Source organism: Pseudomonas sp. CROZ-RG-20F-R04-15 (assembly GCF_022662375.1).
Lineage (GTDB): Bacteria > Pseudomonadota > Gammaproteobacteria > Pseudomonadales > Pseudomonadaceae > Aquipseudomonas.
This window is the reverse complement of the sequence record NZ_JAKNQL010000022.1, coordinates 51,987-76,949: the sequence shown is the minus strand read 5'-3', so window position 1 is coordinate 76,949 and position 24,963 is coordinate 51,987. Positions and strand designations below refer to the sequence as shown.

Sequence of the window (24,963 nt, the reverse complement as noted above, 5' to 3'; positions counted from 1 at the left end):
GGGTTACTGCGTGGCCAGTCGCCGACGCTTCAGGCCCCAGCCCTGTTGCATGCCGGTGGCGGCCAGCAGGATCGCCGCGACACCGATCCATTGCAGTATTTCCAGGCGATGGCCGAACGCAAACCAGTCGACGAAGATCGCCGCAATCGGGTAGATGAACGACAGTGCGCCGGTCAACGCGGTCGGCAATTTCTGGATCGCGCCGTACAGCAACACATACATCAGACCGGTGTGGACGATGCCCAATGTCACCAGACTGGCCCAGGCACTCGGCGCTTGCGGCAGCGCACTGAAATGCGCGAACGGCGCCAGCAGCAAAATCCCGGTGCACACCTGAATCAGCGCAATCAGATGCGGCGGCGTGCCAGTCAGGCGTTTGATGATCAACGCAGCAATCGCATAGAGAAACGCCGCGCCCAACGCCAATGCAATGCCCATCAGATAGTCGTTGCCGCTTTCACCCCGGGTGCCGTGGGCACTGACGATCGCCAGCATGCCCATGAACGAAATCGCCAGCCAGAACAACTTTTGCGGAGTGATTTTTTCGCCGAGAAACAGCGCCGCCAACCCGACCAGCATGAACGGCTGGACGTTGTACACCGCCGTGCCGATGGCAATCGAAGCGCGGGAGTACGAAGCAAACAACAGCACCCAGTTACCGACAATCGCCATCCCGCTGAGCACTGCGAGCAAAAACGTGGTGCGGGTCAGAATTCCCGGGCGTAAAAAGCCGAACGCCGCGCAAATCAACAGCAAGGTGCCGGCGCCAAACACGCAGCGCCAGAACACCACGTCCAGCACCGGTTGCCCGGATATCAGCACGAACCAGCCGATCGTCCCGGAAATCAGCATGGCAGCGGTCATTTCAAATGAGCCGCGACGGATTGTGTTGTCCATCTTCAATCTCCTGTCTTTGTGACAAAAGTATGCCAAGCAAACCCGCAGGCGCTCCAGCGTAAAAAGCAGGCTAAACTCGACATCTGCCTTTTTTATCGTGGGTAGTTTTCACCAATTGCCTAATGCTGGAGTTTTTCATGACTGACGATATTGATCAGATCCTCATCGGCGCATTGATGGAGGATTCGCGACGCTCGCTCAAGGCCTTGGCGCAAATCAGCGGATTGTCGTCGCCAAGCGTGGCTGAACGCTTGCGCCGGCTGGAAGAACGCGGCGTGCTCAAGGGCTACACCGTCGAGATCGACCCGAAATGCTTTGGTTACCAATTGCAGGCCATCGTCCGGGTGCGGCCATTGCCAGGGCAGTTGCAGGAGGTGGAACGACAGATCCTGTCGATTCCGGAGTTCACCGAGTGCGACAAGGTGACGGGCGAAGACTGCTTCATCGCGCGCCTGCATGTACGTTCGATGGAACAACTGGACACCCTGCTCGACCGCCTCAATACACTGGCCGAAACCAACACCGCGATCGTCAAGAAGACGCCGGTCAAGCGTCGTTTGCCGCCGATGGCCTAAATGCTTTTTCCGCACCTTTGGCGTAGATTGAGGTTTTTCCGGCGAAGGATTGGCGGTAATGAGAATTCAGGCAATGATGCTGGCAGCGTTGATGCTTGGTGGTTGCGGAACGGTGCAGACCGTTGTGCGCGGCGATAAGGAAGCCGCAGACAGCCTCAGGGAAGAAAAAACCTACTGCGGTGCCGTGCCACGAATCTATAGCGGCGTAACCTACGACTTCTGCATGATGCACGCCGAGCTGCGCGACGGTGTCGATGCATTCGACTACAACAATGCGAACTTCGGCATGCTGATTGATGCCGCCGCGTCCGGGGTACTCGATACCTTTCTGCTGCCCTACACCATCTACAGGCAGCACGCCGACGGCAGCATTGTGATCAATTAACCACGCGCCTGGCAGCACTTTCACGCAGACAACAAAAAACCCGCCGAGGCGGGTTTTTCGTTATGTCACAGACTGCGATCAGTCGTCGCGGCTCATGATGCCGAAGATCTGCAACAAGCTGATGAACAGGTTGTAGATCGATACATACAGGCTGATGGTCGCCATGATGTAGTTGCGCTCGCCGCCGTGGATGATGGCGCTGGTCTGGAACAGGATGCACACCGACGAGAACAGCACGAAACCTGCGCTGATCGCCAGTTGCAGGCCGCTGATCTGGAAGAAGAAGCTCGCCAGCGTTGCACCCAGCAGCACGAAGAAACCAGCGGTGATGAAACCACCGAGGAAGCTCATGTCCTTGCGGGTGATCAGCACGTAGGCCGACAGACCACCGAACACCAGCGCGGTCATCGCGAACGCCGAACTGACCACTTCAGCGCCGCCCTGCATGCCCAGGTAACGGTTGAGGATCGGGCCGAGCAGGAAACCCATGAAACCGGTCAACGCAAAAGCGGACACCAGGCCCCACGCGGAATCACGCAGCTTGTTGGTGAGGAAGAACAGCCCGTAGAAGCCGATCAGCACCACGAAAATATTCGGGTAGCCAACGCGCATCTGCTGAGCGACGAAAGCCATGACGCCGCTGAATGCGAGGGTCAGAGCCAGTAGGCCATAAGTGTTGCGCAGGACGCGGCTAACCTCTAGCTGCTCAGCCTGCACGCTGTTATTAACTGCGTAATCCTGTTCGCGCATGGCGACACTCCTGTTGGTTTGAAACGTTCAGTCGCAAAGATCATAACAGACGCTCTGTAACAAGCCATGCAGAGAGTTTGACAGTGTGTTTCATTCAGGTATTATGGCGCCCGCAACGCAACGGAGGTGTGGCCGAGTGGTTTAAGGCAACGGTCTTGAAAACCGTCGACTGTAACAGGTCCATGAGTTCGAATCCCATCGCCTCCGCCATCTTATGTACGACAAAGCCCTGATTATTCAGGGCTTTGTCGTATCTGGGGTTCACGAAAGCTTCCGCCCTTCTCATCGCGCTCCATGACTTCAATGGAGGTGAAGACGAAGATCGCACGATGCACCAGTCGTGTTTTCAGATCAGCACCCGCTATCACTCCGCCGAACGCCGCATCTCCTCCCGTGTAGGCATGGTCCAATCCGAGGCGCGTCGTTCATAAATAGAGTCGGGCTTCTGCTCTTCGTAGCTGAACATCAATAAATAAAGCCCCAGCGCCACTGCAGCCAATAGTGCCCTGCCGATTGGGTTGGCATCCTTCGGCAGTCCACCGGGGCCGATTGCTACCCAGCCCCCGCGAAGGTAAGCAAACACGGCTTGGGTAAACCACGCTTGCGCCACTACGCATGTCCAAAACTGACTCCACCCGCCTGTAAAGCGCCAGAACGCGTTTCCCAGTGACGCGATCACCATGACCGCCAGGATCAAAGAACGAAAACGTTTGAGAGCGCTCAGAATGCGGCCGTCCTGCTCCATGTTTGCCCTGTCCCACTTCAAGAAAAAAGATCCGATTATACCGTCGAGATTGCAAATACCGGCCAGCCGCCGGCAAACAGCTCGTTAAAATTGCTGTCACTCAGGCCGCGCGGCCAGACCGTCAATAACAAGGAGTTCACCTTGCGCAAGGATTACCTGGCATTTTTCACCTCGCTGTTCCTCTCGCGACTGGCGGATCAGATTCTGTTGTTCATCGTGCCGCTGGTGGTGTTCCAGACCACCAACAGTGCTTCTTGGGCTGGTTTGGCGTTTTTCGTCGAATCGCTGCCGCGCTTTCTCGCGTTTCCGCTGTGCGGCGCCTTGTGTGACAAGTTTTCGCCCATCAGGATTCTGCACATCAGCCAGATCTACCGCGCGCTGCTTTGCCTGCTGGCGGTTGGCATGTTTGCCCTCTTCGGCGGCATCGCCTGGGTAGTGGTGTTGTCGGCGCTGTGCGGCGTACTGACCACTCAGGGCATCATGGCCCGAGAGGTGCTGATGCCGCATATTTTCCAGCACTACAGCTACACCAAAACCTTGTCCTATTCGCAGATCGCCGATCAGACCGGGCTGGTGCTCGGACCGCTGGTGGCAGCGTTACTGCTGGAAATCTGGGCCTGGCACTGGGTGGTGCTGTGGGTCGCTGGTCTGTTCCTGTTGGCGGACCTGAGCATGCTGGTCTGGCAACGCCTCAGCCGTATCACACTGGAAGTGTTCGAGCAGCATCAGGACATCTGGCTGCAACCTCTGCGTATCGCTTTTGGCCACATCCGCGAACTGGCAGAACTGAAGAAAATCATCCTGCTGGCGGTCGGGGTCAACCTGATCGTCGGCGTCACCCTCGCCACTTCGGCGGCGATGGTGATCGGCGAGTTCAGTGCCGGCAAGGATGCGTACGCCGGACTGCAAGCCGCTGGCGCGGTGACCACCATCATCATTCTGTTCTTCCTCGCCCGGGTTGAACTGCCGCAACGGATACTGGGCGGGCTCGCTTATTCGATGATTGCCGCAGGCGCTTTGGTCAGTGCATTAAGTCCGAATATGGCGGGCTATGTGCTGGGGTTTCTGCTGATCGTGGGTTTCGACAAGATGTTCAACATCTACATGCGCAGCATCCGTCAGCGGGTGATTCCGGCCAAGGACTTCGGCAAGACCGTGGGCGTGATGACCTTGCTCAACAACCTGTCGCAACCCCTGGCTGGTTTGCTGGTGGCTTTGTTGGCGTCGAGCCTGGGCACACAAGGCGTAATCCTGATTCTGGCCGTGCTGACTATGCTGCTGGGCGCCGCAGCGGTATGGTGGTTTGCCGTCAGCAGAGGAACCCTGAATGCCGAAAAAACCACCGGTCCCTAAAGACAACGCAACCGCCGCCGACATCGAACGCTCGATCCAGGCCTTGAACAGAATGGCCGAGCGCTTGTGGGGCGAAGGTCGCGAAGCTGAGGCCAAAGCCCTTCTCGATGCCCTCGATGCGTTGAACCGGGCGCTCGACCGCATCCGGATTGGCGAAAGCCGCCGAGCGGCGACGCTCCACTGAGGCGCGGGCCTACGGTTTGAGTATGAGCAACGGCTCGCCTTTCTTCACGATATACGTCGCCAATTCCGAACCCTTGTCCGCACCAATGTTTTTGGCGACGTGCGCCACACCTTCAGGAATGAACAGCGAATTCCCCGCTTTCAGCGTCACCGGCACCCTGCCCTCCAGTTGATACTCGAACGTGCCGCTGATCACATACGCGACTTCAACACCGGGGTGCGCGTGTCTTGGCGAGGTCACGCCCGGTTCGAAATCGACACGTGCCTGAATCACTTCACGCTCGGCGGCCCCGAGATCCTGACGGACCAGATCGGTGCGGCTCAAGCCTTGTTGCCAACTCTTGGGCGGCGCGTCAGCCGCGTGGGTGATGCCGATCATTGAAGCGAGTAGCGCGGCGCTGGCCAGTAACAATGGACGATGCATGGTGTTGCCCTCTCGAACGTCGTGGTGTGGTGGCCTCTACCTTGAGCGGTGCATGTAGGGGGGATGTGTCGTAAACCCCAGGGTTTGTTGTTCACGTGTGTATCCACGGCAGATTGATACACGTTTATACAAAGGTTTCTCTGGCTGGCGGCTGCGCCAACAGCCATGCCCTGAAGGCGACGATTTTCTTCGCCTGCGCCGTTTCATGAGGCGTCACCAGATAAAAGCCCAATTCATCTTTCAAGCGCAGATCGAAGGGTACGACCAGACGCCCGGCCCGCAGATCGTCTTCGACATAGGTCGAACGGCCAATGCACACGCCCTGTCCGTCAACCGCCGCCTGTACCGCCATCATCGCCAGATCAAAGGTCAACCGTGGCCCCTCGGCGAGTTGCAGCGGTTGGCCCGCAGCGCTGAGCCAAGTGCTCCAGTCATTAGCTGTCACACCGCTGACCTGCAGCATTGTGTGCCTCGCCAGATCTGCAGGCGTGCTCAATGTCTTCGCCAGTGCGGGGCTGCACACCGGAAAGATTTCATCGGACATCAAAAAATCGGCCTGCAAACCCTTCCAGTCACCACGCCCGTAACGAATCGCCGCATCGATAGCGCCCTTGCGAAAGTCGACCAGCTCAGTGGACGCACTGATCCGCACATCGATGCCAGGGAACGCCTGCTGAAAGGATGGCAAGCGCGGCAACAACCACTTCGACGCCACGGACACCAGGGTGCTGATAGTCAGTACGCTTTTGTGGCGACCTTCGAGTAACTGTTCAGTCGAATAGCGCAGCTCCTGAAACGCCGCACGAACGCCCGGCAGATAGGCCTGCCCTTCTTCGCTGAGCGCCAACCCTTCGGCGAGCCGCAGAAACAGATGCACACCCAACTCCGCTTCGAGGCGGCGAATCTGGTGGCTGACAGCCGTTTGGGTGACGTTGAGTTCTTCGGCGGCCCTAGTAAAGCTCATGTGTCGGGCAGCCGCTTCAAAGGCTCGCAGGCCGTTGAGCGAAGGCAGTAAGACGGTCATGGAATTAAGGGTGCTCATGAGATTTTGTCATAAGCTAGCACCGTAAATGACCTTTGCGAAAGCTGCGCGGGTGCACGATTGTGGCGCCTTCGACATTGCAAGGAAGTGCCATGAAACTGTATTTCGCGCCGATGACCTGTTCGCTTTCCCCGCATATTGTGCTGCGAGAACTGGGTTTGCCCTTCGAACTGGTTCGCGTCAACAACCAAAGCAAACGCACCAGCGACGGGCGCGACTTTCGCGAGATCAACCCGAAGGGCTATGTCGCCGCGCTGTTATTGGATAACGGGGAAGTGCTGACGGAGGGCCCGGCGATCCTGCAGTTTCTGGTCGATCAGGTGCCCGGTAACACACTGGCGCCAGCACTTGGCACCTGGGAGCGCACGCGTCTGCAGGAGCATCTGAACTTCATCAGTTCGGAGATTCATGGTGGTAGTGCACCGCTGTTCAATGCCGACATTGCGCAATCGGTGAAAGCGATCTTCCGGGAGAGGCTGTTCAAGCGCCTGGACTACCTGAACCGGCAACTGGCGAATCAGGACTACCTCACCGGCACATTCGGCATCGCCGATGCCTATCTGTTTACCGTACTGACGTGGCTGCCCGTCTTCCACATCGACATCGCAGACTGGCCCGCCCTTGCCGCCTACAGTCGTCGCATCGCCGCCCGCCCCTGCGTCATTGCAGCGCTGGCGGCAGAAGCGGCGACGCTGCCGGTCTGACCATCATCAGGGCGTCGAGCGGGCCATCTCGTCCCTGAAGCTGTAAACTGCCGCGATCTTCACTCTCTCAAACAAGGGACCAGCATGGCCAACCAAGACATCATTTTCACTCCGGACCCGGACGCAGACTCGATCTCTTCGGACGTCACCACGTTCAACGGCATCATGGTCTCCACGCAGATCCCGACCCGCGCCGATGGCAGCCTGGAACTGGGCGACATCACCCTGCAAAGCGAATGCACCCTGCAAGCGCTGAAAGTTGCGCTGGAACGTGCCGGCAGTTCGATGGATCGGGTGATGCATCTGACCATTTACCTGACCGATATGGCCGATCGCGCGGCATTCAATGAGGTTTATAAACGTTACTTCGCCAAGCCGTGGCCGGTGCGTGCGGCGGTGGGTGTGGCGTCGCTGGCGGTTGAAGGGATGCGCGTGGAAGTGACTGCGATGGCGGCGAAGGCCTGATTTCACACCGCTAAACCCTGTGGGAGCGAGCCTGCTCGCGAAGGCTTCAGTTCAGGCGCCATTGATGCTGAATGTGATGGCCTCTTCGCGAGCAGGCTCGCTCCCACAGGGGGTTGTGCAGTGTCAGCCGCCATCGGGCAGCACGGACGTGCCGGGCGCGCGTTTCAGGGGTAGAATGCGCGCCTAACCGTGACAGCCTGACTAAAAAAACTATGTCCTTGCCCAAGCATCATCTGGAATTGCTCAGCCCTGCCCGCGATGTCGCCATCGCCCGTGAGGCGATCCTCCACGGCGCCGACGCCGTGTACATCGGCGGCCCGAGCTTCGGTGCGCGCCACAACGCCTGCAACGAAGTCGGCGAAATCGCTGAACTGGTGGAGTTCGCCCGCAAGTATCACGCGCGCATCTTCACCACCATCAACACCATCCTGCACGACAACGAACTGGAACCGGCGCGCAAGCTGATCCATCAGTTGTACGACGCTGGTGTCGACGCGCTGATCGTTCAGGATCTGGGCGTGATGGAGCTGGACATTCCGCCGATCGAGCTGCACGCCTCGACGCAAACCGACATCCGCACCCTTGAGCGAGCGAAGTTTCTCGATCAGGCCGGTTTCTCGCAGCTTGTTCTGGCCCGAGAGCTGAACCTGCAGGAAATCCGCGCGATCGCCGACGAAACCGACGCAGCCATCGAGTTCTTCATCCATGGCGCGTTGTGCGTGGCCTTCTCCGGCCAGTGCAATATTTCCCACGCGCAGACCGGGCGCAGCGCCAACCGTGGCGACTGCTCGCAGGCTTGCCGCTTGCCGTACACCCTGAAAGATGAAAAGGGTGGCGTGATCGCTTACGAAAAACACCTGCTGTCGATGAAAGACAACAACCAGAGCGCCAACATCCGCGCCCTGGTTGAAGCCGGTGTGCGCTCGTTCAAGATCGAAGGTCGCTACAAGGACATGGGCTATGTGAAGAACATCACCGCCTATTACCGCCAGCGCCTCGACGACGTGCTCGAAGACCGCCCGGATCTGGCCCGCGCCTCCAGCGGCCGCACCGCGCACTTCTTCCTGCCCGACCCGGAAAAGACTTTCCACCGTGGCAGCACCGATTACTTCGTCACCGACCGCAAGATCGACATCGGCGCTTTCGACTCGCCGACCTTCACCGGTCTGCCAGTCGGCATCGTCGAGAAAGTCGGCAAACGCGACATGCAGGTCGTCACCCAGGAGCCGCTGTCCAACGGCGACGGTTTGAACGTGCTGGTCAAGCGCGAAGTGGTCGGTTTCCGCGCCAACATCGCTGAAGCCAAAGGCGAGTTCGAAGAAGACGGCGAGAAGCGCTACCGCTACCGCGTCGAACCGAACGAAATGCCCGAAGGCCTGTACAAGCTGCGCCCGAATCACCCGCTCAATCGCAACCTCGATCACAACTGGCAACAAGCGCTGCAGAAGACTTCTTCCGAACGTCGCGTGGCCCTGAGCTGGGTCGCGCGTTTGCGTGAAGAACAACTGGAAGTGACCGCTACCAGCGAAGAAGGCATCAGCGCCAGCGTCACCCTGCCCGGTCCGTTCGGTGTGGCCAACAAACCTGAGCAAGCGCTGGAGCAATTGCGCGATCTGCTCGGCCAGCTCGGCACCACGCAGTACCACGCCACCGACATCAAACTGGATGCGCCACAGGCGTTCTTCATCCCCAACTCGCAGCTCAAAGCCCTGCGCCGTGAAGTGATCGAGAACCTGACCGCCGCCCGTGTCGCCGCTCATCCGCGTGGCGGCCGTAAAGCTGAAACCAGCCCGCCGCCGGTGTACCCGGATTCGCACCTGACCTTCCTCGCCAACGTCTATAACCAGAAGGCGCGCGACTTCTACCACCGTCACGGCGTCAAGCTGATCGACGCCGCGTATGAAGCCCACGAAGAGCCGGGCGAAGTGCCGGTGATGATCACCAAGCACTGCCTGCGCTTCTCCTTCAACCTGTGCCCGAAACAGGCGAAAGGCGTGACCGGCGTGCGCACCAAGGTTGCACCGATGCAGTTGATCCACGGCGATGAAGTGCTGACGCTGAAGTTCGATTGCAAGCCGTGCGAGATGCACATCATCGGCAAGATGAAAGGCCACATCCTCAACCTGCCGCAACCGGGCAGCGTGGTTGGCCACATCAGCCCCGAAGACCTGATGAAAACCATTCCGCGCGCACCGCACTGAGTGGATGACGTGCGCGGCGTTTCGGCGCCGCGCACGTCTGCCTTACCAAGCCTGGCCAAATCGCAGGCATAAAAAAACGCCAACTTCTTGCGAAGTTGGCGTTTTTTCGAATATGGCAGGGGCGGCTGGATTCGAACCAACGCATGGCAGGATCAAAACCTGCTGCCTTACCGCTTGGCGACGCCCCTACTGCTCTTTCCAGCTACTTCGTTAGGTTCGCTGTGAGAACGGGGCGCAATTTACCAAGGTTTTTTGCCTTTGGGAAGCGCGAAGTGAAATATTTTTTGTTTTAAAACAGCGACTTATTATTTTGGCCTGAATCGGGTCCAGGGTGGGTCGGTTTATCCGCTGTGTATCACACTGTGTACGAACCCCACCGCGACACATCGACTTTCAACAAAGCCGTTTTACGACACAGGCCAGATACGTCCCGACGCTCAAATGCACTCAAGGTTTCAAGGGTTCACCAAGCCCCCTCGGCCAACAGTTCGCAAAGGAGACGTCATCATGAAAAAGGCACTGCACACCCGCAACACCGCATTCGGCTTGTCGATTCTGGCTTTGTCGTTGTTCGGCGCTTTTGGCACTACTCAAGCGCAAACCAATGAGCCTGCGGCCGCCAATTATTCCGCGCCCTCGCCCTTCGGCCCGCTGAAACATGTGAAGGCTGGCGTGCTCGATGTCGCCTACGCCGAAACCGGCCCGGCGAATGGCCCGGTGGTTATCCTGCTGCACGGCTGGCCCTACGACATTCACAGCTACGACGACGTCGCGCCGTTGCTCGCAGCCAAGGGTTATCGGGTGTTGATGCCGTATGCGCGGGGTTATGGCGATACGCAGTTCCTCTCCAAAGACACCCTGCGCAATGGTCAACCGGCGGCGCTGGCGAGTGATGTCATCGACTTCATGGACGCGTTGAAGATCAAGCAAGCGGTGCTCGGCGGTTATGACTGGGGCGCACGGTCGGCGGACATCGTTTCGGCGTTGTGGCCGGAACGTGTGAAAGCGCTGGTGTCGGTCAGCGGTTATCTGATCGGCAATCAGGCCGCCGGGCAGAACCCGTTGCCGCCCAAGGCTGAGTTGCAGTGGTGGTACCAGTTCTACTTCGCGACGGACCGTGGCCGCGCCGGCTATGCGAAGAACACCCACGACTTCGCCAAGCTGATCTGGCAAACCGCTTCACCGCAGTGGAAATTCGACGACGCCACGTTCGACCGCAGCGCCAAAGCGCTGGAGAACCCCGATCATGTCGACATTACGGTGTTCAACTACCGCTGGCGTCTAGGCTTGGTCCAAGGCGAAGAGAAGTACGCAGCGCTGGAGCAGAAACTCGCTACCGCGCCGTCAATCAGCGTGCCGACCATTACCCTTGAAGGCGATGCCAACGGTGCGCCGCATCCGGCGCCTGAGGATTACGCCAAGCGCTTTACCGGCAAGTATCAGTTCCGTTTGATCAATGGCGGGATTGGCCACAACTTGCCGCAGGAAGATCCGCAGGCGTTTGCCAAGGCTGTGATCGACGCTGACCACCTGTAAAAACAAAAAGCAGTCAGCCGCAAAGGCTGACTGCTTGATCGTCAACGTGCGACTACTCGGTTGGCACAACCAGATCCAACGCCTTGTTCACCGCCAACTCCCCCAACATGACCACTTGCGCAATACCCAGCAGCGTATGGCGGTTCGATCCCTCCAGCACACCGGCAAAATTGCCGAGCATGACCGTGGCAGACGCGAGGGAACCGCTGGCATTGCTCAGCAAAGACTCGACGTCGGATTGCGGGTTGACCATGAACATCGTGCTGGGCGTGTAGGGTGTGGCCATGATTGCGGCAGGCAACAGGTAATGGTCAAGCGCACGCTCTGCTGCTTCGTGGAGCTTTCTTGAATTGGGCGAGGCGTACGGCGATACCAGGTCAGTGACCGGTGGTTCGGGTGGCTGAGACATCAGATGAAACTCCAGACAAGAACCGTTGGCGGCTCTTTGATAGAAGGCGTGAAGCGCCGCGAGCGCGGACGCTTCTGTGCAAATGAGGGGGCACGCCCCCTCACCCATCTGCATCGCGACTAGTGCGGCAAGCGCTGGTTATCCAGGACTCGGCCGACCACCAGTTCACTGAGCATGATCACCTGTTGCAGGATCAGCATCTTTTTACGCTGTGAAGGATCAATCGAATCGGCGAGATCGCGGGCCATGTCAGTGGCTGAGGACAAGGTTTCAGTGGCTTCGACGAGCAGGGTTTCGTTATCCACTGTGGGGTCGATGAGGTAGATCTTGCTGGTCTTGCGGGTGGGGGTTGAAGTCTTCAGCGCGGAAGGATTGAGGTAGAAGTTGATCGCGCGGTCGGAGGCCTCTTTGATGTTTTGAGGTTCGAGCGCGGCGTCGTAGGGGATTGGATCGGTTTCTGGCGGGTTTGGCGTAATTTTGAACATAGATGACACTCGCTTAGCAAAAAATAAGGAGCCATCACTCACGCTACCAAACGAGGTGGTGACCATTGCGCAGGTTGGTAGACCGGTCTAAGCGAGTAAACCCCGGCGCTCCCGAAGGAGCCCCACGCATGGCCACCATAAAAAACCGAGCCCCGAAAAGAGACTGCATATAGCGGCGCATAACGCTTAGAAAACGGGCTACCAAACCCGATCACTGTTTTGCAGTGACAGGGAAACGATACAGCCCGCCTCAAGGCGCGTAAGCCGGCGGATTCTGGCGTACGCGTAGGCAACGGCGCAAGGTGTTGTAGCCGTTATGGCGTAACAGTGCGTGTAAGTTAAACGTGTGTGCGGAATGGTGTTTACGCACTGTAGCGGTTGGAGACCCTTCACACCTATTTGATGAAAGTCTCAAATGCATCGTTTGATGCTGATCTGTCACCAACCAAAACGGTCTGATACGCTCCCCTGATAAATCATGCAGATCCGAGCCAATGCTGGAAGAGCTACGAAGAATCGACCTGAATCTATTGCTGACTCTCCACGCATTGCTTTTGGAGCGCCACGTAACCCGAGCATCGGTTCGTCTTCACAAAAGTCAGCCAGCGGTCAGTCATGCCCTCGCTCAGCTTCGCGCGCATTTTGACGATCAGTTGCTTATCCGCCGCGACGGGAGAATGGCGCTCACCGCCAGAGCGCAAGGCTTGCTAGCACCACTTGAGCAGGCACTCAGACACCTCAACGACTTGTTAGGGGCTTCTGACTTCGATCCCGGAAAGTCCCAAGCACGTTTCCGCTTATCACTGTCGGACTATGCCACTCGCCGAATACTGCCAAGACTGGTACGTCACGTTCGCAGCATCGCACCCGGCGTGGATCTAGCTGTGAGTCAAGCGAGCCGCGAAAGCATGATGGCCCAGCTTGCAGATGGTGAACTGGATGTTGCGCTGGGCATTTTTCCGGAATATCCAGAGGGCATCCATGTGCAGCGGCTATTCCCGGAGCACTTTGTCAGCCTTGCCGACGAAAAGGCCCTGCCGGAGTGTGGCCGCCTGACGCTGGAGGAATGGCTGGAGCGTCCACATGTAATGCTCGCGTTGCGGCCCGACGCTAATGACGAGATTGAAAGAGTGCTGGCAAGCATGGGGCTGCGCCGAAGAATCGCCGTGGCATTGCCTCACTGGAGTGCGGCAATCGAGCTGATTGCCGGTACGGATCTTATTCTCACCGTTGCCAGTTGGGCGGCTAGCGGGCTGGACAACTATCCGACGCTTCGAACATTCGATGCCCCGCTAGACCTGCCCGTTCTGTCGTATCAACAAGCTTGGCATACCCGTAAAGACGCGGACCCTGCCAATCGGTGGATCCGCCAAGCGATCCTGGACTGCAGCAAGGATACGTGACTCAGAGTTACAGGGTGACTGATTGCGCTGGGCCTTTCAGTTCGACTTGATTACCGTCTGGGTCAAAGCAGTAAATCGACGGGCCAACTCCCTCTGCTCCATACCGGGTCACTGCCTTCTCAGCGGCGACGCCATGATTGTGAAGGTGGGCGAGGATCGCCTTCTCATCGAACGGTTCGACACGAAGGCAAAAGTGATCGACGTTGCGTCGCTCTTTCCCAGGTGCCCCGCCGCCCATGGCACCCAGAGGGCCATCGATATCTACCAGATCTATCATTGAGCTTCCTGCTGCAAGGTGGATCATCGCGTACTGATCGTTGCGTTTCTTCACCAAGCACCCGAGAACCTCAATGTAAAACTCCAGACTTTTTTCCATGTCCTTAACGCGCAGGACAACGTGATCGATATGCTGAACTTTAAAAATGGACATTCGGTTTTCTCCTGAGGCAGAGACCGACCCTTCGTACCGAAGCGCGCGAAGGGTCGCTAAGGACGACTTAGTTGATGTTGTCAAACAAGGTCGGCATGTCGCCGGAGAAGTCCACCCAAGGGTTGGTGTTTAACAGTTGCGGATTCGGCGCAGTCGGCTCGTCGTAGTGCATGTCGAACTCTTCAGGGCCATGGGCATACGCCACGACCAATCCCTGTTTGGCATCCATGTAGCCTGCGTGGATACCCATGCCTGGGTAGCTCAAGCGAATCGCGGTTTCTTCAGTAGCCGGGCCAACAGTCAGTCGAACCACTACAGCGTCCGGGAGAACAAACATCCAGGTGAAGGGGCCGCCAGATACGACGGTCATCACTTCATCAATGCCTACACCGTTGCGCGCCATGTTGACGTGGAAGCGGCCGAAGGTTTCCAGGACCGTAGCGCGGTAATCATCCGGAATCGCCAGCATGTCGTAGACCTTGGGATAAGGGGCTATGCCAGGCTGACGCGTATTGAGCAGGCCTCCCCGCGGGGTTTCGGGCACACGGCCTGCCAGTTCGATCTGTTCCAGAAGCTGGGCGCGGTCCAGGCTGAACAGCTTGATCAGTTCTTCTTGCTCCGCCTCAGTGATGGTGCGGGACTGCGATGCCTTCAAGATGGGTTTGGCTGCGTCCGGAATGCTCAGAGTACTTGCACGGACACCTACGCTTCGCAGTACGGCGTTCACGTCTTCAAGGCCGACAGCGCTCGGACGGCCATCACTGAATTGCAGTTTAACGATATTCATAAATTCACCTGAATCAGTTAACGAAAATTGAGTGCTGAACGATCGTTCATATGCACCTCTTGCCACACGAGAACAACTTCTCGGCTTTTCGCACGCAAGCCGCATGCGTTGGTACGACTCATTGAGTCGACCGGAATAAAAAGGGCTAGCGCTTGGGAGCAAAAACCAGCCAAAAGGGAGGATTGGGTTTACTTCAGGCCCACGTTCGCGGTAGTGGCTTGAACCACGCTGTCGGAACTGGCAGGAGCTTTGTTTGAGCCGGCTTGAACCACGATCAGGCCGAGGAGGATGATCAGCACCCCTGTAATCCGGACTAAATTGATTGGCTTTGCAGTTAGGCCCAAGAGGCCAAAGTGGTCGATAAGCATTGCGGCTATGACCTGACCCACCATCACGAACAGGATGTAGTTCGAAGCCCCAAGTTTTGGCGGCAGGAAGGTGGCCATTGCCACATAAATGGCACCACTGAATCCGCCGATCCAAAGCCACCAGGGCCCCTGTAAGGCGCCCGCAATGTTGGGCTGCGGCAGACGAAGAACGACGATTGTTGCGCTCAATACAGCAGAGCTGACGATCAGCGAGGTGAGAGCAGCCCACAGCGGATGTCCAAGCTCACGGCCAAGGGCGCCATTGCTGGAGGCTTGAAGAGGAATCAAGGCACCGGCTAAAAGAGCCAGTCCCATTGGAACACTTGCGAGAATCGTTATTTTCCCAAACATGACCGTAACCTCTGGTGTTTCGGTGTCGATGAGGAAATATTGATTCATCCGGTATATGAATGGAAATCACATATATGCACATGCGGAATTCGTCTTACGAATAACTCCTTCGACCGCCTCAGCGCCCATGACCGGATCAAGGTTTCGATCCGGTTATTTTCGATGGGCACAGAATCATGTTCCGATTGTGGGTCAGTAAGTGCCCCTCACCCTAGCCCTCTCCCAGAGGGAGAGGGAACTGACCGTGGTGTTTGGGAGAGGTACGCCGACGTGGGATATCGAGGTGAACTCAGGTGAGGAAGCGGTTAGTGCAGCCTACCAATTCCCTCACCCTAGCCCTCTCCCAGAGGGAGAGGGGACTGACCGTGGTGTTTGGGGGAGGTACGCCGACGTGGGATACCGATGTGAACTCAGGTGGGTGACGGCTTGGGTTATTTGACCAGGCGTTTTTCTTTGGAAGGTCTGTAGCCGAAATATGAGCTGTAGCATTTGCTGAAATGACTCGGCGAGACGAAGCCGCATGCGACCAGCACTTCCACTTGCGAAAGCTCAGTGTGTTGCAACAACCGTCGCGCTTCGGTGATGCGCAGTTCCAGGTAATAGCGCTGCGGCGTGGTGCCCAGTTGTTCCTTGAACAAGCGCTCCAACTGGCGACGTGAGCGCCCCGCGTACACGGCCAGTTGCTCCAGCTCCAGCGGCTCTTCCAGATTGGCATCCATCAGCTTCACCACTTCACGCAGCGGCGCACTGACGCAAATGTTCTCGTCCGGTTTGATCCGGCGGTAACGCGACTCTTCGAAGGCGAGGATGTCTTCGATACCTTCGACCAGGGCTTTACCGTGCAGGCTCTTGATCCAGTCCAATGCCATGTGGAAAGCGCCGGACGGACTGGATGCCGTGAGCCGGTCGCGGTCGATCACGTAAGGCTCGCTGCTGACATGGGTGGTTTTAGCGATTTCGGTGAGTGCCGGGCGATGTTCCGGGTGGATCGCGCAGCGATAGCCGTCGAGCAATCCGGCGCGGCCGAGAAACCACGAACCGTTCCACAACCCCGCGAGGCTGATGCCGCGCTCCGCTGCCGATCTGAGCAGACCAATAAACTCCTCACTCGCCCGCAACTCGGTGCGATACCCGCCACACACCACCAGCAGATCCAGTTGCTGAAGCGCGGCCGAATCCAGACGTGCGTCAGGGCGGATCACCAGCCCCAGATCACTGATGACTTCGCCGTCGCCCAAACCAAACGTGCGCGAGGAAAACAACCCCGGACGCAGCAGGTTGGTGGTGACAACGGTGTCCAGCGCTTGGGTAAACGCCGGTAGCGAAAAGTGTTCAAGCAGCAGAAAACCGGTGCGGGTGATGCGCGGGTCTTCCGCGCTTTGCTCATTCAGATAGCGGAGGTTTTTCCCCTTCATGCCTCCGCTGAATTGGCGTCGTTCGATCAAGTTGTGGTCCATCGGTCATGTTGTTGTGCGCCGATAGTTGGCTTGATCCGCGTCAGAGTCAATCACGCCTGTGGTTGATGGCTGGTGACGCAGTGAATTCCGCCCCCGCCAGCGGCGATTGCATCGATGTTGAGCTGGACGATTTCGCGCTCCGGATACAGTTGCGACAACAGATCGAAAGCCTTCTTGTCCGCCGCTTTATCGCCAAATTCCGGGGCGATGATCGCGCCGTTGATCACGAAGTAATTGATGTAACCGGCGGCAAAGTCCGGATTGTTTTTGTTGAACTTGCTCTGGCGCGGCTTCAGCGGCGGCGACATCGTGTGGATCTGCAATTTGCGGCCATCAGCATCGGTGGCGTTCTTGAGGATTTCCAGGTGCGCCAGGGTGACCTTGTGGTCGTAGGATTGAGGGTCGGTGTCGAGGTTGGCGATGACCACGCCGGGCTTGATAAAGCGTGCGTAGAAATCGACGTGAGCATCGGTGATGTCCTTGCCCTTGATGCCCGGCAGCCAGATGATTTTGCGCAGGCCCAGGCGTTCCTTCAGTTCGGCTTCGACGTCAGCTTTGCTCCAGTCCGGATTGCGGTTGCTGTTGATCCAGCTGCTCTCGGTCATGATCCCGGTGCCGTGACCGTCAACCTCGATGCCGCCGCCCTCGCCCACCAGATCGGTGCGGATGTACGTGGCTTGCGCGTCGTCGGCGACCAGTGCGGCGATCTTCGAGTCTTTACTGTGCTGTTGTTTGCCACCCCAACCGTTGAAGTTGAAGTCCACCGCGCCCAGGCCACCCTTGTCGTCGATGACGAAGTTGGCGCCGATGTCGCGCATCCAGATGTCGTCGAGCGCGGCGGTGACGTAAGTGATGTTGTGCGTGCCGCAGAATTCTTCGGCGATGCTGCGTTCGTTCTTGCGGCAGAACACGGTGACCGGTTCAAACCGGGCAATGGCGCGGGCGATGCGGCCGAGGGCTTCCTGGACGTCTTCGGTGAAGTCTTCCCAAATCGCATCCTGCGCGCCGAAAGCGATATAGGCGCGCTCATGTTTGTCGCCTTCGTCGGGCATGAACCAGCGGCCTTGCGCAGCGGCGAGCACTTTGCCCGGCGACAGGCCAAGGCCCATAAATGCCGCGCCGACACCGGCGGCGACCGTGACTTGTTTGATGAACTCGCGACGAGTCGACATGTTGCTTTTCCTGTAAAAAAAGGGCCGGCGCAACACGCCGGCCATTGATCATTTGCCAGTGGCAGTCTTGAATTTGGTCCAGGTGCGCATCCGCGCGCGCATGTCGGCCTGAGGAATGTCCTTGCCCGGAATCAATCGAGCATAGGTTGCTTCGTCGAGGTAGATATCCGGGTTGTCGCGCATGCTTTCATCGACACTCGCCCGCGCCTTGGCGTTGGAGGTCGGGTAACCGGTGAAATTGCTGATCGCTGCCATGTTCTCGGGGCGCATGACGAAGTTGATAAACGCGTAGGCGTATTCCGGGTGTTTCGCGTCGACCGGAATGGCAATGGTGTCCATCCACACAGTGGTGCCTTCGCGGGGTACGCGATACTGAAACCTGGTGTGCTTGCCGGCACTGTCCGAGGTGCGCTGGGCCTGGGTCATGTCGCCGCTATAGCCGAGCGACAGGCACAGGTTGCCATTGACCAGATCGGTCACCGGTTGCGACTGGAACTTGCGGATGTACGGCCGCAACTTCATCAACAACTCGCTGGCCGCTGCGAGATCCTCGGCTTTGCCGCTGCGCGGATCGCGACCGAGGTAATTGAGCACCACCGCCAATGCCTCATCCGGCGAGTCGATCATCGAGATGCCGCAATCGGCAAACTTCGCCGCCAGTTCCGGTTTGAACAGCATGTCGAGGCTGCTGACCGGCGCGTCGGCCATGCGTTTTTTGATCTGCTCTTCGTTGTAGGTCAGGCCAATGGTGCCCCAGGTGTAAGGCACCGTGGCTTTAGCGGAGTGCTCGTAATGGCCGCGCAGCTTCTGCAAACCGGGTTCGATGTCGGCCAGTTCGGTCAGCTTCGCTTGATCCAGCGGCATCAGGCTGCCGGCGCGCATCAAGCGCTCGGCGACGGTGTCACCGGGGAAGATCAGGTCGTAGCCACTGCCGCCGGAGAGCATCTTGGCTTCCAGGGTTTCGCTGCCGTCCATGACGTCGTAGATCACCTTGATCCCGGTTTCGGCGGTGAAGCGACTCAAGGTGTCTTCGGCAAAATAGTCGGCCCAGTTATACAGCCGCAGGGTTTTGTCTTCGGCGTGCAGCGACGGTATCAAGCAGATCAGCGCCAGGCCGATCGCGCCGCGCAAGCGTTTGTAATGGATAGCCATGTCAAACCCCTTGGGTATTCCAGCGTGCATGAAGGTGGCGACCGTCCTGACTGAGTAGCGGCCCGTACATGTCCGGACGACGATCGCGATAGATGCCCCAGCTCAAGCGCTCTTCGCGCATGGCCGCCAGATCGAGGCGCTGCACCAGCACACCGCTGCTGTCGCGGTCAGCGCTGGCGAGCAATTGGCCTTTGTGGTCGCTGATGAACGACGAGCCGTAGAAGCTCATTTGCAGGCTCGGATCGGTGGTCGCGATTTCTCGACCGACACGGTTCGACGCTACCACTGGCAGCAGATTGGCAGCGGCATGGCCGCGCATGGTCATCTGCCAGTGATCGCGGGAATCCAGCGCCGCGCAGCCCGGTTCCGAGCCAATGGCGGTCGGGTACAGCAGCACTTCAGCGCCCATCAACGCCAGGCAACGGGCAGTTTCCGGGAACCACTGATCCCAACAGATGCCGACGCCGAGGCGGCCGAACGCGGTGTCCCAGACTTTGAAACCGGTGTCGCCGGGGCTGAAATATTCCTTTTCCTGATAGCCGATGGCGTTGGGGATATGGGTCTTGCGATACACACCCAACAGGCGCCCGTCAGCATCGGCCACGCTCAGCGAATTGAAGTAGGCGTTGCCGGCCTTTTCGAACCAGCTCAGCGGCAATACCACGCCCAACTCGCGGGCCAGTGCGGCGAAGCGCGCGAGCACACGGCTGTCGCGATACTCCTCGGCCAACGCCATGTGTTTATGGCTTTGTTCGATGCAGAAGTACGGTGTGGCGAACAGCTCCTGCAACAGGATCACTTGCGCGCCCTGCTGCGCTGCGTCACGGACGAGTTGCTCGGCGCGATCAAGGTTGCCGGGTAAATCCCAGGTGCACGGCATCTGGGTGCTGGCGATGGTCAGAATACTCATGCGTTCAACCTCTCAGCGGCCAAGCTGGCTGCTGCTGCGTGATGCAATGCACCCCGCCGCCGCCATGGGCCAGATGATTGATGCGTACCGGCACCACTTCGCGGCCGGGGAAGGCTTGCTCCAGCACTTTGGCGGCGACGTTGTCAGCCTCGATGCCATAGGCCGGCATGATGATCGCGCCGTTGGCGATGTAGAAATTGGTGTAGGACGCGCAGAACACTTCGGCTTCGGTGTCGACCGCATCGGTGGCTTCGAACAGTTCGATCAGCTCGAATTTGCGTCCTTGTGCATCGGTGGCCAGTTCCAGCGCACGGCGGTTTTCCCGCGCCACTTCGGCGTAGACCGAAGATTTGTCGTGGGTGGCGTCAACCAGCAACACACCCGGACGGGCAAAGGCGCAGACGCCATCAACGTGGCCGTCCGTCATGTCGCCAGTGACGTAATCAGGATCACCCGGCAACCAGATGGTTTTCTTCACGCCGAGCAAACGGCTGAAGATTTCTTCCATTTCGGCTTTGCCAATGCCGGGGTTGCGATTGGGGTTGAGCAGCACCGATTCGGTGGTGATCAGCGTGCCTTCACCGTCGACATGAATCGCCCCGCCCTCGTTGCTCAGCGGCGTGCCGAAGCATTCCAGGCCGAGGTGATTGAGCGCGCGGCGCGCCAGGCTTTCGTCCAGATCATGCGCCGACTTGCCGCCCCAGGCGTTGAAGCGCCAGCTCACACCGGCCAGCCCTTGCTGCGGATGACAGACAAAGGTCGGGCCGGAATCGCGGCACCAACTGTCATTCACTGCCAGCGGAATCAATTCAATGTTCGGCCCGCACAAGGCTTTGGCGCTGGCGATGGCCGACGGGTCGACCACCAGTTTCACCGGTTCGAAACGGGCGATGGCGTTGGCGACGCGAGCGAAATCTTCCTGCACCTGCGCCAGCGTCACGCGCCAACCGGATTCCCACAACGTCTGGTTGTGCGGCCAGACCATCCACGTCGCGGCGTGAGTTACCCACTCTGCCGGCATCATCCAGGCGCTGTTTTTATTGTCGTTGTGCTGCATGATAAGCCTCGTTAGTTAAGCCGTTGTGTTCAATGGGCTTATGCTACGGCCCATAAAAACGGCAAACAAACGATGGATTTTGCGGATAACTGATTAGAGGAGCTTATCGATATGCTTAAACACTGGCCGCCGCTCAGTTCCTTGCGTGGCTTCGAAGCCGCCGCCCGACTCGGCAGTTTTCACAAGGCTGCCGAGGAGTTGAGCCTCACGCAGTCGGCGATCAGTCAGCAGATCCGCAGCCTTGAGGCCTATCTGGAACAGCCGCTGTTCTTCCGCAGCGGTCGCAGCGTGGCGTTGACCGATGCCGGCCACGATTTGCTCAGCACCACGCAAGCGATGCTGCAGCAACTGGCGGTGGGGATTCGGCGTCTGGGCCAATATCAGAAACCCAATCAACTGGTGCTCAACACCACGCCAGCGTTTGCCCGGCATTGGTTGCTGCCACGCTTGGCGGACTTTCGCGCGCAGCATCCTGAGGTCGATCTATGGATTTACAGCACCGATGAAGTGCCGGACATGGCCACGCAGACCATCGACATCGCCGTGCGCGACGACATCAGTTCACAGGCCGAATGCAGCTTCAAAGTGCTGCACGCCGACCGGCTCTATCCAGCCTGCCATCCGAGGGTTTTAGCGTTGCCGGCGGCACAACGAACCACCTTGCATGGCGAGCGGGAAATGGACTGGAGTCATTGGGCGGTCGAGGCCGGGATCGACGTCGGCCAGCAGGATCAGGGGCTGAACTTCTCCGATCCAGGCTTGCTGCTCGACGCCGCGTGTTCGGGGCTGGGCATCGCGCTGGTCAGCCAATTGCTAAGCCGTCAGGCGCGCGCTGACGGCTTGTTGCAAGCCTTGGTCGAGGACACCATTCGTGGACCGAACTGGGCTTTGCTGACACACCGCGACAGTGAGCATGATCCGCTGGCGAAAAGCTTTATCGCCTGGTTATCAGCCCATCTGAGCCCAGATCAGACCACCGAGAACACACCGGCGCCCAATCTTCCTTCCAATCGACCGTGAAGCACATAGTGCTGGTAACCACTTGAGAATTCACCGGTCGACACTGCGCGCCTGACATCCTCGTTCAATTGGAAATACTGGGCCTCGTCGAAGTTTTCGGCACTGACTTCACCCGCACGCCCCAGCAACTCGCTGTCCACAGCAAGTCCCATGCTGCTGAGATTCTCGAAATCAATGATGCGATTGACCGCGTGTCGCTCCAGAACTCCCTGGTTGGGGAACATCGAGTAGATATGCATGCCCTTCTTGGCGCAGCGGCTGCACATGTCGACACAGTTTTTCTGGGTGTTTTTGCGCTGCATCAGTTCCGCGACCGGCATGTCGAGGTACTTGCCGACCTGATATTCGTTCTGATTGAAGATCGTGCAGCACAAGATCGTGTTGCCATTGCAGTCGATCACCAGCCAGTCATCCTTGAGCAGGCAATCCTGCTGATGGTACTGCTGGGCAACATTGACAATATCGTCGTAGGGCGGCAAAGCGAGTCTTTTCAGGGTTTCATAATCGGTATCGGTGACAGAAGGGGCGCGTTCGATAATGGCCAGCGTTTTCTCCAATGGCATCATCACCGAATAACCGGTGGTGAACTTGAAGCCGAGGCGCTCACTGAACTCACGCATCAGCGCTTCCTCTTCGATGTTATCGAGGTAGCGGTGATAGTAGACGTCGACACGGGTTTTCAAACCCAATCGTTGTTTGATCTCGTGCAGGGCAATCATGTTCTGTTTTACAACTTCGATATCACCGCCTACATGGCCCTTTTCGTAGGTTTCCTGGTAAAAGCCTGACAGCGAAATACGGAAGTAACCCGGCTCGGCCAGCAACGCCTTTTCCATATTCTTGGCGAGATTCAGATTGGTGCTGATACCGCTGCCCATACCGGCAGCGTTGATGATTTCGATAAATTCGCCAATTTTTGGATGAACCAAAGGCTCAGTCCAGTTGTACAGATAAATCGACTTGACCCCTTCTGTGCGGGCCTTCTCGACGATCTGTTTGAACATGTCGATCTGCATGGCTTTTTTGAAGTTGAGGTTTTCCGAGTTGCCCATTGGACAAGAGGGGCAGCTCAGGTTACAGGCGCCGACAATATCGATGTACATATTCATTGCGAGTGAAGCTCCTGGGTTCGAAAGCCGTGCATCTCATCACTGCACGCTTTCAGATCGCCGATCGAGTTGGTTTTTTGACGGCATTACCGCGCAGGGAAGCAATAACCGCACCACTTTTCTGATGTTCCATCAACGCCACCACCCAATCGATAAACACTCGCAACTTCAGGCTGACATGCCGGTTTGGCGGGTACGCGACGTAGAGCGGCATCGGCTCGAGTTTCCAGTCCGCGAACAGCGGCACCAACTCGCCGCGCGCCTCGTGTTCGGCAGACATGTATTTGGGCAGCCACAGCACGCCCAAGCCCGCCAGACCTGCCGCGAGGTAGGCATTACCGTCGTCGACGGCGAGCACGTGACGCCCTTTGATTTGCAGGTTTTCACTGGCGTTGTGCAAGGCGTACGGCACCGGTTTGCCGGTGCGGGCCCAAAGGAAACCGACCACCCGATGATGGCTGTCTTCCAGTTCCCGTGGATGCGCAGGTGTGCCCGCACGTGCCAGGTATTGCGGTGCGGCAAATACACCCAACGGCAGATCGGCGACCTTGCGCGCCATCAGCGACAAGTCCATAAGCTCGCCGCCACGCACCACGCAATCGACATTCTCATCAATGATGTCGACGATGCGGTCGCTGACGCCCATGTCGATCTGGATATCCGGATAACGCGCGTGAAACTCAGGCAGGGCCGGCACCAGAATCAACCGCGCCAGCGGGCTCGGCACGTCCACGCGCAGCCGGCCCTTGGGCAACGCCGCCGCGCCGGGCAAGCTGGTTTCAGCATCGTCCATGTCGGCCAACAGTTTGATCACCCGTTCGTAATAAACCGCGCCGTCGTTGGTGACGTTGACCTTCCGCGTGGTGCGATTGAGCAACTTGACCCGCAGGCGCGCCTCCAGTTGCTGCACCAGTTGGGTCACGGTGGTCTTGCTCATGTGCAAGGTTTCCGCTGCTTTGGTGAAACTCCCCGCCTCGACCACCCGGGCGAAGGCCTGCATTGCGTCAAAACGGTCCAAGGTGCGCCCTCGATTGTTTGGATTTCACAAACAGTGAACGCCAAGCTTGCGCGTTTATCCCCTGCCTGCAAATACCTACAGTGGCTCCATCAACTCAAATGAAGGAGACACCCCCATGACTCAGCGCGATGTTGTTTTCCCACCCGCACGCCGCACCCTCTATGAGCGCCATCGCTACTCGCCAGCCATTCGCTCCAACGGTTTTCTGTTTGTCTCGGGACAGGTCGGCAGTACCGAGGACGGCACGCCAGAGCCGGATCTGAAAAACCAGGTGCGTCAGGCTTTCACTAACCTCAATGCAATCCTTGCAGAGGCCGGTGCCAGCTTCGATGACGTGGTCGATGTCACCGTATTCATCGTTGACCCCCCGTCGAAATTCGAGACGATCTGGGATGTGGTGCTGACCGAGTTCTGGGGCGAGGCACCGCATCCGACGGTGACGGCGGTTGGGGTGACCTGGCTGCATGGGTTTGATTTCGAGATCAAGGTGATCGCCAGGTTGCCGTAAATATCCAGACACACCCATTCGTTTGCCATTTCAGAGGTCGTCTGTTTGCATGCTGCCCCACATCAGC

28 protein-coding genes and 2 tRNA genes are annotated in these 24,963 nt (G+C 58.2%); 12 read left to right on the top strand and 18 right to left on the bottom strand.

Annotation, left to right across the window (positions count from 1 at the left end):
* Positions 1–3: 3 nt before the first annotated feature.
* Positions 4–897, bottom strand: coding sequence for a DMT family transporter (locus tag L8H52_RS24230; protein WP_242209051.1), 894 nt, complete (start codon positions 895–897; stop codon positions 4–6).
* Between the two features lie 137 nt (positions 898–1,034).
* Between L8H52_RS24230 and L8H52_RS24225 the strand changes: the two genes are divergently transcribed.
* Positions 1,035–1,472 (top strand): Lrp/AsnC family transcriptional regulator, encoded by a 438-nt coding sequence (locus L8H52_RS24225; RefSeq protein WP_064381847.1) that lies wholly within the window; start codon positions 1,035–1,037, stop codon positions 1,470–1,472.
* A gap of 58 nt (positions 1,473–1,530) precedes the next feature.
* Positions 1,531–1,857: a YceK/YidQ family lipoprotein gene (locus L8H52_RS24220; RefSeq protein ID WP_242209050.1), complete on the top strand. Its 327-nt coding sequence runs from the start codon at positions 1,531–1,533 to the stop codon at positions 1,855–1,857.
* Between the two features lie 78 nt (positions 1,858–1,935).
* Here L8H52_RS24220 and L8H52_RS24215 read toward each other — a convergent pair whose 3' ends face one another.
* A complete protein-coding gene (locus L8H52_RS24215) occupies positions 1,936–2,607 on the bottom strand; it encodes a Bax inhibitor-1/YccA family protein (RefSeq protein WP_008081508.1) in 672 nt (223 codons plus the stop codon).
* A gap of 122 nt (positions 2,608–2,729) precedes the next feature.
* Between L8H52_RS24215 and L8H52_RS24210 the strand changes: the two genes are divergently transcribed.
* Positions 2,730–2,817: transfer RNA gene (locus tag L8H52_RS24210), tRNA-Ser, on the top strand.
* A 154-nt stretch (positions 2,818–2,971) separates the two neighbouring features.
* Here L8H52_RS24210 and L8H52_RS24205 read toward each other — a convergent pair.
* A complete protein-coding gene (locus L8H52_RS24205) occupies positions 2,972–3,352 on the bottom strand; it encodes a hypothetical protein (RefSeq protein WP_242209049.1) in 381 nt (126 codons plus the stop codon).
* Positions 3,353–3,493: 141 nt separating this feature from the next.
* Between L8H52_RS24205 and L8H52_RS24200 the strand changes: the two genes are divergently transcribed.
* Together L8H52_RS24200 and L8H52_RS24195 are read left to right on the top strand one after the other, a co-directional pair.
* Positions 3,494–4,705: an MFS transporter gene (locus L8H52_RS24200; protein WP_242209048.1), complete on the top strand. Its 1,212-nt coding sequence runs from the start codon at positions 3,494–3,496 to the stop codon at positions 4,703–4,705.
* The gene (locus L8H52_RS24195) at positions 4,680–4,889 is read left to right on the top strand and encodes a hypothetical protein (RefSeq protein ID WP_242209047.1); all 210 of its coding nucleotides are present in this window, start codon (positions 4,680–4,682) and stop codon (positions 4,887–4,889) included. The genes L8H52_RS24200 and L8H52_RS24195 overlap by 26 nt, the downstream gene beginning before the upstream one ends.
* Before the next feature lie 9 nt (positions 4,890–4,898).
* On the opposite strand, the gene L8H52_RS24190 is transcribed toward L8H52_RS24195, so the two are convergent.
* The gene (locus tag L8H52_RS24190) at positions 4,899–5,312 is read right to left on the bottom strand and encodes a cupin domain-containing protein (RefSeq protein ID WP_242209046.1); all 414 of its coding nucleotides are present in this window, start codon (positions 5,310–5,312) and stop codon (positions 4,899–4,901) included.
* A 124-nt stretch (positions 5,313–5,436) separates the two neighbouring features.
* Positions 5,437–6,336, bottom strand: a complete 900-nt coding sequence (locus L8H52_RS24185) for a transcriptional regulator GcvA (protein ID WP_242209045.1) — start codon at positions 6,334–6,336, stop codon at positions 5,437–5,439.
* 110 nt (positions 6,337–6,446) lie between these two features.
* Here L8H52_RS24185 and gstA point away from each other — a divergent pair, with 110 nt between their 5' ends.
* The 3 genes from gstA to L8H52_RS24170 all read left to right on the top strand — a co-directional run bounded on the left by gstA (position 6,447) and on the right by L8H52_RS24170 (position 9,724).
* On the top strand, positions 6,447–7,058 hold the full coding sequence (gene gstA, locus L8H52_RS24180; protein WP_242209044.1) for a glutathione transferase GstA: 612 nt from the start codon (positions 6,447–6,449) through the stop codon (positions 7,056–7,058).
* Positions 7,059–7,142: 84 nt separating this feature from the next.
* Positions 7,143–7,523 (top strand): RidA family protein, encoded by a 381-nt coding sequence (locus tag L8H52_RS24175; protein WP_150652891.1) that lies wholly within the window; start codon positions 7,143–7,145, stop codon positions 7,521–7,523.
* Between the two features lie 212 nt (positions 7,524–7,735).
* Positions 7,736–9,724 carry a U32 family peptidase gene (locus tag L8H52_RS24170; protein WP_242209043.1) on the top strand — a complete coding sequence of 663 codons (1,989 nt, stop codon included), beginning with the start codon at positions 7,736–7,738 and terminating at the stop codon, positions 9,722–9,724.
* Positions 9,725–9,837: 113 nt separating this feature from the next.
* On the opposite strand, the gene L8H52_RS24165 is transcribed toward L8H52_RS24170, so the two are convergent.
* Positions 9,838–9,912: transfer RNA gene (locus tag L8H52_RS24165), tRNA-Gln, on the bottom strand.
* 319 nt (positions 9,913–10,231) lie between these two features.
* On the opposite strand from L8H52_RS24165, the gene L8H52_RS24160 reads away from it, so the two are divergent.
* Positions 10,232–11,260 carry an alpha/beta hydrolase gene (locus tag L8H52_RS24160; protein WP_242209042.1) on the top strand — a complete coding sequence of 343 codons (1,029 nt, stop codon included), beginning with the start codon at positions 10,232–10,234 and terminating at the stop codon, positions 11,258–11,260.
* A 52-nt stretch (positions 11,261–11,312) separates the two neighbouring features.
* On the opposite strand, the gene L8H52_RS24155 is transcribed toward L8H52_RS24160, so the two are convergent.
* Positions 11,313–11,669 carry a DUF6124 family protein gene (locus tag L8H52_RS24155; protein WP_160040417.1) on the bottom strand — a complete coding sequence of 119 codons (357 nt, stop codon included), beginning with the start codon at positions 11,667–11,669 and terminating at the stop codon, positions 11,313–11,315.
* Between the two features lie 119 nt (positions 11,670–11,788).
* On the bottom strand, positions 11,789–12,154 hold the full coding sequence (locus L8H52_RS24150; protein ID WP_242209041.1) for a DUF6124 family protein: 366 nt from the start codon (positions 12,152–12,154) through the stop codon (positions 11,789–11,791).
* Between the two features lie 497 nt (positions 12,155–12,651).
* Here L8H52_RS24150 and L8H52_RS24145 point away from each other — a divergent pair, with 497 nt between their 5' ends.
* Positions 12,652–13,557, top strand: coding sequence for a LysR family transcriptional regulator (locus L8H52_RS24145; protein ID WP_242209067.1), 906 nt, complete (start codon positions 12,652–12,654; stop codon positions 13,555–13,557).
* A gap of 7 nt (positions 13,558–13,564) precedes the next feature.
* Here the strand turns inward: L8H52_RS24145 and L8H52_RS24140 are convergent, their stop codons facing one another.
* The 8 genes from L8H52_RS24140 to L8H52_RS24105 all read right to left on the bottom strand — a co-directional run bounded on the left by L8H52_RS24140 (position 13,565) and on the right by L8H52_RS24105 (position 21,241).
* A complete protein-coding gene (locus L8H52_RS24140; RefSeq protein WP_242209040.1) occupies positions 13,565–13,987 on the bottom strand; it encodes a VOC family protein in 423 nt (140 codons plus the stop codon).
* 67 nt (positions 13,988–14,054) lie between these two features.
* On the bottom strand, positions 14,055–14,774 hold the full coding sequence (locus L8H52_RS24135; protein ID WP_242209039.1) for a hypothetical protein: 720 nt from the start codon (positions 14,772–14,774) through the stop codon (positions 14,055–14,057).
* 188 nt (positions 14,775–14,962) lie between these two features.
* Complete coding sequence (locus L8H52_RS24130) at positions 14,963–15,541, bottom strand: DMT family transporter (protein WP_242209038.1); 579 nt, start codon at positions 15,539–15,541, stop codon at positions 14,963–14,965.
* Between the two features lie 383 nt (positions 15,542–15,924).
* Positions 15,925–16,950 (bottom strand): GlxA family transcriptional regulator, encoded by a 1,026-nt coding sequence (locus L8H52_RS24125; protein WP_242209037.1) that lies wholly within the window; start codon positions 16,948–16,950, stop codon positions 15,925–15,927.
* Positions 16,951–17,000: 50 nt separating this feature from the next.
* A complete protein-coding gene (locus tag L8H52_RS24120) occupies positions 17,001–18,122 on the bottom strand; it encodes an agmatine deiminase family protein (RefSeq protein ID WP_242209036.1) in 1,122 nt (373 codons plus the stop codon).
* A 48-nt stretch (positions 18,123–18,170) separates the two neighbouring features.
* Positions 18,171–19,274, bottom strand: a complete 1,104-nt coding sequence (locus L8H52_RS24115) for an extracellular solute-binding protein (RefSeq protein WP_242209035.1) — start codon at positions 19,272–19,274, stop codon at positions 18,171–18,173.
* A gap of 1 nt (position 19,275) precedes the next feature.
* Positions 19,276–20,184, bottom strand: coding sequence for an N-carbamoylputrescine amidase (aguB, locus tag L8H52_RS24110; protein WP_242209034.1), 909 nt, complete (start codon positions 20,182–20,184; stop codon positions 19,276–19,278).
* A 4-nt stretch (positions 20,185–20,188) separates the two neighbouring features.
* A complete protein-coding gene (locus tag L8H52_RS24105; protein ID WP_242209033.1) occupies positions 20,189–21,241 on the bottom strand; it encodes an agmatine deiminase family protein in 1,053 nt (350 codons plus the stop codon).
* Positions 21,242–21,352: 111 nt separating this feature from the next.
* Here L8H52_RS24105 and L8H52_RS24100 point away from each other — a divergent pair, with 111 nt between their 5' ends.
* Positions 21,353–22,261 carry a LysR substrate-binding domain-containing protein gene (locus tag L8H52_RS24100; RefSeq protein ID WP_242209032.1) on the top strand — a complete coding sequence of 303 codons (909 nt, stop codon included), beginning with the start codon at positions 21,353–21,355 and terminating at the stop codon, positions 22,259–22,261.
* Here the strand turns inward: L8H52_RS24100 and L8H52_RS24095 are convergent.
* Entirely contained in the window at positions 22,210–23,370 is a 1,161-nt protein-coding gene (locus L8H52_RS24095) for a radical SAM/SPASM domain-containing protein (RefSeq protein ID WP_242209031.1), read from the bottom strand. The genes L8H52_RS24100 and L8H52_RS24095 overlap by 52 nt on opposite strands.
* 52 nt (positions 23,371–23,422) lie before the next feature.
* A complete protein-coding gene (locus tag L8H52_RS24090) occupies positions 23,423–24,388 on the bottom strand; it encodes a LysR family transcriptional regulator (RefSeq protein ID WP_242209030.1) in 966 nt (321 codons plus the stop codon).
* Between the two features lie 115 nt (positions 24,389–24,503).
* On the opposite strand from L8H52_RS24090, the gene L8H52_RS24085 reads away from it, so the two are divergent.
* Positions 24,504–24,896: a RidA family protein gene (locus L8H52_RS24085; protein WP_242209029.1), complete on the top strand. Its 393-nt coding sequence runs from the start codon at positions 24,504–24,506 to the stop codon at positions 24,894–24,896.
* The last annotated feature ends 67 nt before the right edge of the window (positions 24,897–24,963 follow it).